Origin of the sequence: Pseudomonas sp. NPDC077186, from assembly GCF_044543505.1 — a bacterium.
GTDB lineage: Bacteria > Pseudomonadota > Gammaproteobacteria > Pseudomonadales > Pseudomonadaceae > Aquipseudomonas.
The window spans coordinates 395,629-403,172 of sequence record NZ_JBITWE010000002.1; the positions used below are offsets into that span (position 1 = coordinate 395,629).

Annotated in this window: 6 protein-coding genes; all 6 read left to right on the plus strand. The window is 64.8% G+C overall.

Features of this window, described 5'->3' with window-relative positions:
• Positions 1–13 precede the first annotated feature (13 nt).
• Positions 14–814, plus strand: coding sequence for an aspartyl/asparaginyl beta-hydroxylase domain-containing protein (locus tag ACIGKL_RS10470; protein ID WP_397486580.1), 801 nt, complete (start codon positions 14–16; stop codon positions 812–814).
• Positions 802–1,779, plus strand: coding sequence for a sulfotransferase family protein (locus ACIGKL_RS10475; RefSeq protein ID WP_397486581.1), 978 nt, complete (start codon positions 802–804; stop codon positions 1,777–1,779). The genes ACIGKL_RS10470 and ACIGKL_RS10475 overlap by 13 nt, the downstream gene beginning before the upstream one ends.
• A 169-nt stretch (positions 1,780–1,948) precedes the next feature.
• Entirely contained in the window at positions 1,949–2,446 is a 498-nt protein-coding gene (locus ACIGKL_RS10480) for a GNAT family N-acetyltransferase (protein WP_397486582.1), read from the plus strand.
• Positions 2,443–2,772, plus strand: coding sequence for a DUF6916 family protein (locus ACIGKL_RS10485; protein ID WP_397486583.1), 330 nt, complete (start codon positions 2,443–2,445; stop codon positions 2,770–2,772). Before ACIGKL_RS10480 ends, ACIGKL_RS10485 begins: the two co-directional genes overlap by 4 nt.
• 48 nt (positions 2,773–2,820) lie before the next feature.
• Entirely contained in the window at positions 2,821–3,426 is a 606-nt protein-coding gene (locus ACIGKL_RS10490; RefSeq protein ID WP_397486584.1) for a phage tail protein, read from the plus strand.
• 158 nt (positions 3,427–3,584) lie between these two features.
• A partial coding sequence (locus tag ACIGKL_RS10495; protein WP_397486585.1) for a putative Ig domain-containing protein occupies positions 3,585–7,544 on the plus strand: 3,960 nt, incomplete at its 3' end.

A 7,544-nucleotide genomic window follows, 5' to 3' on the forward strand; every position in this document is an offset into this window, starting at 1 on the left:
AGAGAACGGCACCATGACCCACCCCGCACTCCCCGCCTGCTCGCGCCTGCCCTTGCAGATCGAGCTGGCAGCGCTGCTCGCCGCCCTCGCGCGGGTACAGCCCGACGCCTGGCAGCGGCACTTCAACCGCGACTACTACCAGGGCGACTGGAGCGGCGTGACGCTGATCGGCGCCGCGGACGCCCCGCTGCCGCTGGCCCCCGGCCGCGGCGCCGCGCAGGCCAGCGCCTGGTGGCAAGGCGAAACGGCCTGGCACCAGTTGCTCGCCGCCTTCCGCGCCCCGCTGCGCAGCGTGCGCCTGTTGCGCCTGGGTCCCGGCGCGCGCATCCACGAACACTGCGACCCCGACCTGGGCCAGCCCGACGCCGACCTGCGCCTGCACGTGCCGCTGCTCAGCCCGCCCGGGGTGGAATTTCTCCTCGACGGCCTGCAGGTGCCGATGCAGCCCGGCGAATGCTGGTTCCTCGACCTGTCGCGGCCGCATCGGGTGGACAACCCCAGCCACCAGCCGCGCATCCACCTGGTGCTCGACTGCGCCCCCAGCGACTGGCTGCTGGAGACGATCCGCCGCGGCCAGGGGCAGACCCCGGCGCTGCGCCCGAGCCGCGCGGAGCAGGCCTTCGCCGATTTGCGCGAGCGGCTGGCGCAGCAGCCGGAGCTGGCCGCCCACCTGCGCAGCCTGAGCGATGCCCGGGACTTCATCGACGCCACCCTGCGCCTGGGCGAGCAACTCGGCCTGCGCTTCTCCGAGGCCGAGGTGCGCCGCGCCATGCGCCAGGGCAAACAGACATGGAACGATCAATGGCGAGCATGAATCGCGCAGCGGACTTCGCCGGCTGGCTGCCGATCCGCACCTGGCCGAATGCCGGCCAGTGGCGCGTGGACTGGTGCTGGTTCGGCGAGCAACGGCTGAGCCGCCCGTTCTTTCGCGACGATGTCGAACAGGCCCTGCGGCTGCCCTTCAACCAGGCGCTACGCCGCGAAACCGGCCTGGACGCCTTGCTGGCGTGGCAGGCGGCCAGCCCGGGGCTGGCGCCCGGAGCCTTTATCTTCCATGCCTCGCGCTGCGGCTCCACCCTGCTGGCGCAGATGCTGGCCGGGCTTGCGCCCAATATCGTGCTGTCCGAACCGCCGCCGCTGGATCGCCTGCTGCGCGCCCATTACCTCGACCCCGACGCGGCGGCGCATCAGCCGCGCTGGGTCGCGGCCCTGCTGTCGGCCTACGGCCAGCGCCGGCGCGGCGACGAGCAGCGCCTGCTGATCAAGCTGGATGCCTGGAATCTGTTCGAAGCGCCGCTCCTGCAGGCGCTCTATCCGCAGGTGCCGCGCCTGTTCCTCTATCGCGACCCATTGGAAATCGCCGTGTCCCAGCTGCGCCAACCCGGTCTGCAGCGCGTTCCCGGCCTGCTCGGGCCCTCGGGGCTGGAGCGGCCGGACGACCCGCCGTTGTCGCCGCAGGAGCACACCTGCCGGATGATCGGCCGGATCCTCCAGGGCGGACTGCAGCTGTGCCAGCAGCTGGGCGGCGTGCCGGTCAACTACGGCGAACTGCCCGATGCCCTCTGGGGACGCCTGGCGCCGCTGGTCGGCGTGAGCGCCGCGGACCGGCCGCGCCTGCGGGAAGTCGCCGCCTTCGACGCCAAGCAGCCGAGCCTGTCCTTCAGCGCCGACGGGCAAGGCAAGCGCGAATCGGCGGACGCGGCCCTGCGCGCGGCGATCGAGCGCTGGGCGGGCGAACCCTACGCAAGTCTGGAGCGCCTGCGCTTGCGCGATGCATAGACTCATGACGTTCGCGTGCCATACAAGCGTTTGGCAAAAGTACCGGCACCGGGGGAGGAAATACTGGCGATCAGCCGGCAGCTTCGCTAACCTCGGCCGAACCAGCGCCGTATAAACGAATAACAAATGGCCGCCCCGCACCGGGGCAACCCGCAAGGATGCTCACCTCATGACGACTCTCGAGTTGCACCTCCGCCCCATCGCCGACGCCGACCAGGCGTTCCTGCAGGCGCTGTATGCCAGCACCCGCGCCGATGAAGTGGCGCAGCTGCCCTGGGATCAGGCCAGCAAGGACGCCTTCCTCGCCCAGCAGTTCAGCGCCCAGCACCAGTACTATCAGGCGCATTATCCGGACGCGGCTCTCTCGCTGATCTGCAAGGGCGAACGCGCCATCGGTCGGCTGTATATTTTCCGTGGGCCGACCACGCTCAACCTCATCGACATCTCCCTGCTGCCCGAATGGTGCGGCCAGGGTATCGGCAGCCATTTCTTGCACGCCTTGACCGCCGAGGCGGACGCCACCGGGAAGACCATCCGTCTGTTCGTCGAGCCGACCAATCCAGCCAGACGCCTGTATGAGCGTTGCGGCTTCGAGGCCACCGGCTCCAATCACATCTACTTGCAGATGCAGCGCACGCCCGCGCCGGCCCTGGCGGTGTCGGCATGAGCCTGGTACCGAGCTTCGCGGAGCTCGCGCGCCATCTCCAGCGGGATTGGCGGCTGCGCTGGGACGAGGGTCAGGGGCTCGCCATCACCTTGCTGGAGGTGGCCGAAGGAGTCGCGATGAACGCTCGCTACCACTGCTACAACGCCGTCTTCGCCCAGCCCGAGGGCGTCCAGCTGCCCCAGCACGGCTACCGGCTCTGCAGCCCGGACGGCAACGAGTGGCAGGTCATGCTGACGCCCATCGGCCCGGACGAGGAAGGCGACCGCCACCTGCTGCAGGCCATTTTTCATGTGAAGCGCAACGACGCCGCCGCTACCCAGTTCTAGCACGACAACACTGCCGCGAGGGCGGCTTCATCAAGGAGAGATACAGCAATGAGCGATCCATTTCTGGGTGAGATTCGTATGGTCGGTTTCAACTTCGCACCGAGGGGCTGGGCGATGTGCCAAGGCCAGCTGCTGAGCATTGCGCAGAACAACGCGCTGTTCGCACTGCTGGGCACCCTCTACGGCGGCGACGGCCAGACCACCTTCGGCCTGCCGGACTACCGCGGCCGTAGCCCGGTAGGCATGGGACAGGGGCCGGGCCTGAGCGCGGTCGTCCAGGGGGAGATGGCGGGCACCGAGAACGTCAGCCTGACCCTCAACCAGATGCCGATGCACAACCATGTCGCGACGGCCTCGGCGAGTTCGGCTACGGCGCAGGTCGCTATCCCTGCCGCCACCACCGGTACCACCCAATCCGCCCCGGGAACGACCACCGTGCTGGGACCGATCGCAGCGGGTGGCCGAGCCGGGACGCTGTATTGCACCGGGGCAGCCGATACCACGCTGGCTCCGTTCAACACCGCCGTGAACGTTCCGGCGCCGACCGTCACGGTCAATGCCTCGGGTGGGAGCATGCCGTTCTCGGTACTGAACCCGTTTCTCGGCACCAACTTCGTCATTGCACTGGAAGGCATCTTCCCATCGCGCAACTGATCCCTTCTGTGGGTCGGTAACAGGAACAAGGGGAAAGCCCGGCTTTCCCCGATTTTGCATGCTGTAGGAGGTTCACTATGTGGTGGAGAAAGACTGCGACCGCTCGACCAGCCGAACTGCCGGCCAGAAGCGCACTGGCCATGGCGCTGGAACCGCGCATGCTGTTCGACGGCGCAGTCGCCGCCACGGTGGCAGAAACGGCTACTGCCGTGCCCTCCGCCGATGCGGCCCACGCCCCGGCCTCCGGCCAGGACGCCCACTCCGGCAGCGAAAACCTCGCCGCCACTCCGGCCGGCACGACGGACAACCGCCAGGAGGTGGTATTCGTCGACAGCAGCGTCAAGGATTACCAGCAATTGGTGTCCGCCTTGAAACCCGGTACCGAGGTCGTGGTACTGGATGGCAGCCAGGATGGTTTACGACAAATCGCCGACTACCTGGACGGACGTCGCGACATCGATGCCATACACGTGTTCAGTCATGGCGATGCCGGCAAAGTGCAGTTGGGTAACGTCTGGATCGACGATGCCTACGTCGCCGCCAACAACGCCCTGCTGGCAGATATTGGCAGTGCCCTGAACTCTTCCGGCGATATTTTGTTGTATGGCTGCCATGTCGGGGCCGATGGCAGTGGCGTGAATTTCATCCAGTCACTGGCTGCGGCGACCGGCGCCGACATAGCCGCCTCGACCGACCCAACTGGCGCCGCCGATAAAGGCGGTGATTGGGTACTCGAAGCGACTCGGGGAAGTGTGGAAACTGTCTCGCTGAACATTGGTTCATATTCGGGCTTACTTGCAGCCTTCAGTGATAATTTCACTACTAACCCAGGCACTACCAGCAATAGCTTTGACCGCACGCTTGGCGGTGTGTCTTACACCTATACATTCACTGCCGATGGTGACGGTGGCGCTGCTGGGGGCGGACTGGCATTTGATAATTTCGGCTCAGGCGGCTCTGCTGCCATGACGCTTTTATCATCAGCCCTTAATACCAGCACTACCGAGCGCGTGACCATTACGCGCACAGACCTTGCAGATTTCACCTTTACCAGTATCTACATTGATAATCCGGGCGATAACGAGAGTGTCACCGTAGGCGGTTATCTGAATGGGGTACTTGTAGGATCAGCTCAGATATTCACAACGGGCACTACAACCCTGAACTTTGGAGGTATCAGGGTCGATGAGGTACGGCTTACCTCTACAGATTTCCTTGGTTTGGCAATTGACGATTTTACTGGCGATACCAATCCGCCAAACTCCGCTCCAATCATCAACAACCTCAATGGCAACTCCGCCACCTTTGTCGAAGGTGGCAGCCCCGTGCTGCTGGACGAGAACGCAGATGCCACGGTGACCGACAGCGACTCGGCCAACTTCGATACGGGTAATGTCACCGTCTCCATCATCAGCAACGACGTCGCAGCGGAGGACGTACTGTCCATCCGCAATCAGGGCACCGGCGCCGGCCAGATCGGCGTATCCGGCTCGGCCATCACCTTTGGTGGTACGCAGATCGGTACCTACGCAGGTGGCACTGCCGGCAACAGCCTGGTCATCACACTCGACAGCGATGCCACCCCCGCAGCCGTTCAGGCGCTGGTACGCAACCTGACCTACTCCAACAGCAATAACGATAACCCCAGTAGCGCAGCACGTACCGTGCGGATCACCGTCAGCGACGGCGATGGTGGTACCAGCAACAATGCCGATGTCACGGTCAATGTCACCCCGGTCAACGATCTCCCAACTGTGGCCAATGCGATTCCCAACCAGAATGCCAGCGAGGATGCGGCCTTCAATTTCCAGTTCGCCGCCAACACCTTCAACGACGTGGATGTCAGCGGTGCCCTGACTTATACCGCGCAACTGGCTGGCGGCGGCGCTCTGCCCGCCTGGCTCAGTTTCGATGCCGCCACCCGCACCTTCAGCGGCACGCCGGGCAATGCCGATGTCGGCACGCTGAGCATCGATGTCATCGCCAACGACGGCAACGGCGGCAGCGTTACCGATACCTTCGACATCGTCGTGGCCAATACCAACGATGCACCCACCGTGGCCAACGCGATCCCCAATCAGAATGCCACCGAAGAAGCGGCCTTCAGCTTCCAGTTCGCCGCCAACACCTTCAACGACGTGGATGCCGGCGACACCCTCAGCTACAGCGCGCAACTGGCCGGTGGCGGCGCCCTGCCCGCCTGGCTCAGCTTCGACCCAGTCACCCGTACCTTCAGCGGCACGCCGGGCAACGGCGATGTCGGCACGCTGAGCATCGATGTCATCGCCAGTGACAGCAATGGCGGCAGCGTTACCGACACCTTCAATATCCTGGTGGCCAACACCAACGACGCCCCCACGCTGGCCAATGCCATTGCCAACCAGAATGCCAGCGAAGACACGGCCTTCAATTTCCAGTTTGCCGCCAACACCTTCAACGACATGGATGCCGGCGACACCCTGAGCTACAGCGTACAACTGGTCGGCGGCGGCGCCCTGCCCGCCTGGCTCAGCTTCGATGCACTCACCCGGACATTCAGCGGCACGCCAGGCAACGCCGATGCCGGCACGCTGAGCATTGAGGTGATCGCCAGCGACGGCAATGGCGGCAGCGTTAGCGATACCTTCGACATCGTGGTCAGCGCCGTCAACGATGCACCGACCGTTACGGCCCCAGCCTCCATAATCGTCAGCGAAGACATGCCAACCGCGTTGACCGGTATCAGCTTCAGCGACGTCGATGCCGGCACCTCCCCGGTGACGGTCACCCTGTCGGTCCCCAGTGGCAGCCTGAGCGCTACCAGCGCCGCTGGCGTCACCGTCGGCGGCACCAGCAGCGCCATGAGCCTGACCGGCAGCATTAGCGATATCAACACGTTTATCTCCGCTGCTGGTGTTGTATTTACCACCGCCAGCAACGCCACCTCGGACGTCACGCTGACCGTCGAAATCAACGATGGCGGCAACACCGGCAGCGGCGGCGCACAGTCCGACAGCACCACGGTGACCCTGGATGTAAGCGCGGTGAACGATGCCCCGGTCAACTCGCTGCCCAGCGCGCAGAACGTCGACCAGGATGCCAGCCTGGTATTCAGCAGCGGCAATGGCAACCTGATCAGCATCGGCGACGTGGATGCCGGCGCCAATCTCGTCGAAGTGACGCTGAGCGCCAGCAATGGCCTGCTGACACTGAGCGGCACCACGGGCCTGTCGTTCTCCACCGGCGATGGCACTGCCGACTCCAGCATGACCTTTACCGGCAGCATCGGCGATATCAACAACGCCTTGAACGGCCTGACCTTCAGCCCCACCGCCGGCTACAACGGCCCTGCCAGCGTCCAGATCACCACTGACGACCAGGGCTGGAGCGGTAGCGGCGGTGCACAGAGCGATACCGATACGCTCGCCATCACGGTCAACAGCCTCAACCCGCTGATAACCGATGTCAGCGCCTCCACGCCGGATGGCAGCTACAAAGTGGGCGATACCATCATCATCACCGCCACCTTCAACCAGGCGGTGACGGTCGATACCACTGGCGGCACGCCTACTTTGCTGCTGGAGACAGGCCTCATCGACCGCAACGCGACCTATGTCTCCGGCTCCGGCAGCAACACCCTGACCTTCAGCTACACGGTGCAGGCCGGCGACCTCAGCGCCGACCTGGACTACCAATCCACTGCGGCCCTGGCACTCAATGGCGCGACCATCCAGAACGTCACCGCCGACAATGCCATTCTGACCCTGCCGACCCTGGGCGCTGCTGGTTCCCTGAGTGCCAACAAGGCGCTGCTCGTGGACGGCGTTCGCCCGACAGCCAGTATCCTGGTGAGCGACACTGCCCTGGCCCTCGGCGAAACGGCCACGGTGACCATCACCTTCAGCGAAGCGGTCAGCGGACTGACCCTGGCCGACTTCAGCGTAGCCAACGGCAGCCTCAGCAACCTGACCACACTGGACAACATCACCTACACCGCTACCCTGACGCCGAGCGCCAATCTCACCGACGCCAGCAACCTGATCACCCTGGACAATACCGGCTACGTCGATGCCGCCGGCAACACCGGCAGCGGCAGCACCGACTCCAACAACTACGCCATCGACACCCAGCGTCCGACG

Excerpts from the sequence above, each read along its gene's own strand:
- ACIGKL_RS10470 (WP_397486580.1), top strand. The coding sequence starts at position 14 with ATGACCCACCCCGCACTCCCCGCCTGCTCGCGCCTGCCCTTGCAGATC.
- ACIGKL_RS10475 (WP_397486581.1), top strand. The coding sequence starts at position 802 with ATGGCGAGCATGAATCGCGCAGCGGACTTCGCCGGCTGGCTGCCGATC.
- ACIGKL_RS10480 (WP_397486582.1), top strand. The coding sequence starts at position 1,949 with ATGACGACTCTCGAGTTGCACCTCCGCCCCATCGCCGACGCCGACCAG.
- ACIGKL_RS10485 (WP_397486583.1), top strand. The coding sequence starts at position 2,443 with ATGAGCCTGGTACCGAGCTTCGCGGAGCTCGCGCGCCATCTCCAGCGG.
- ACIGKL_RS10490 (WP_397486584.1), top strand. The coding sequence starts at position 2,821 with ATGAGCGATCCATTTCTGGGTGAGATTCGTATGGTCGGTTTCAACTTC.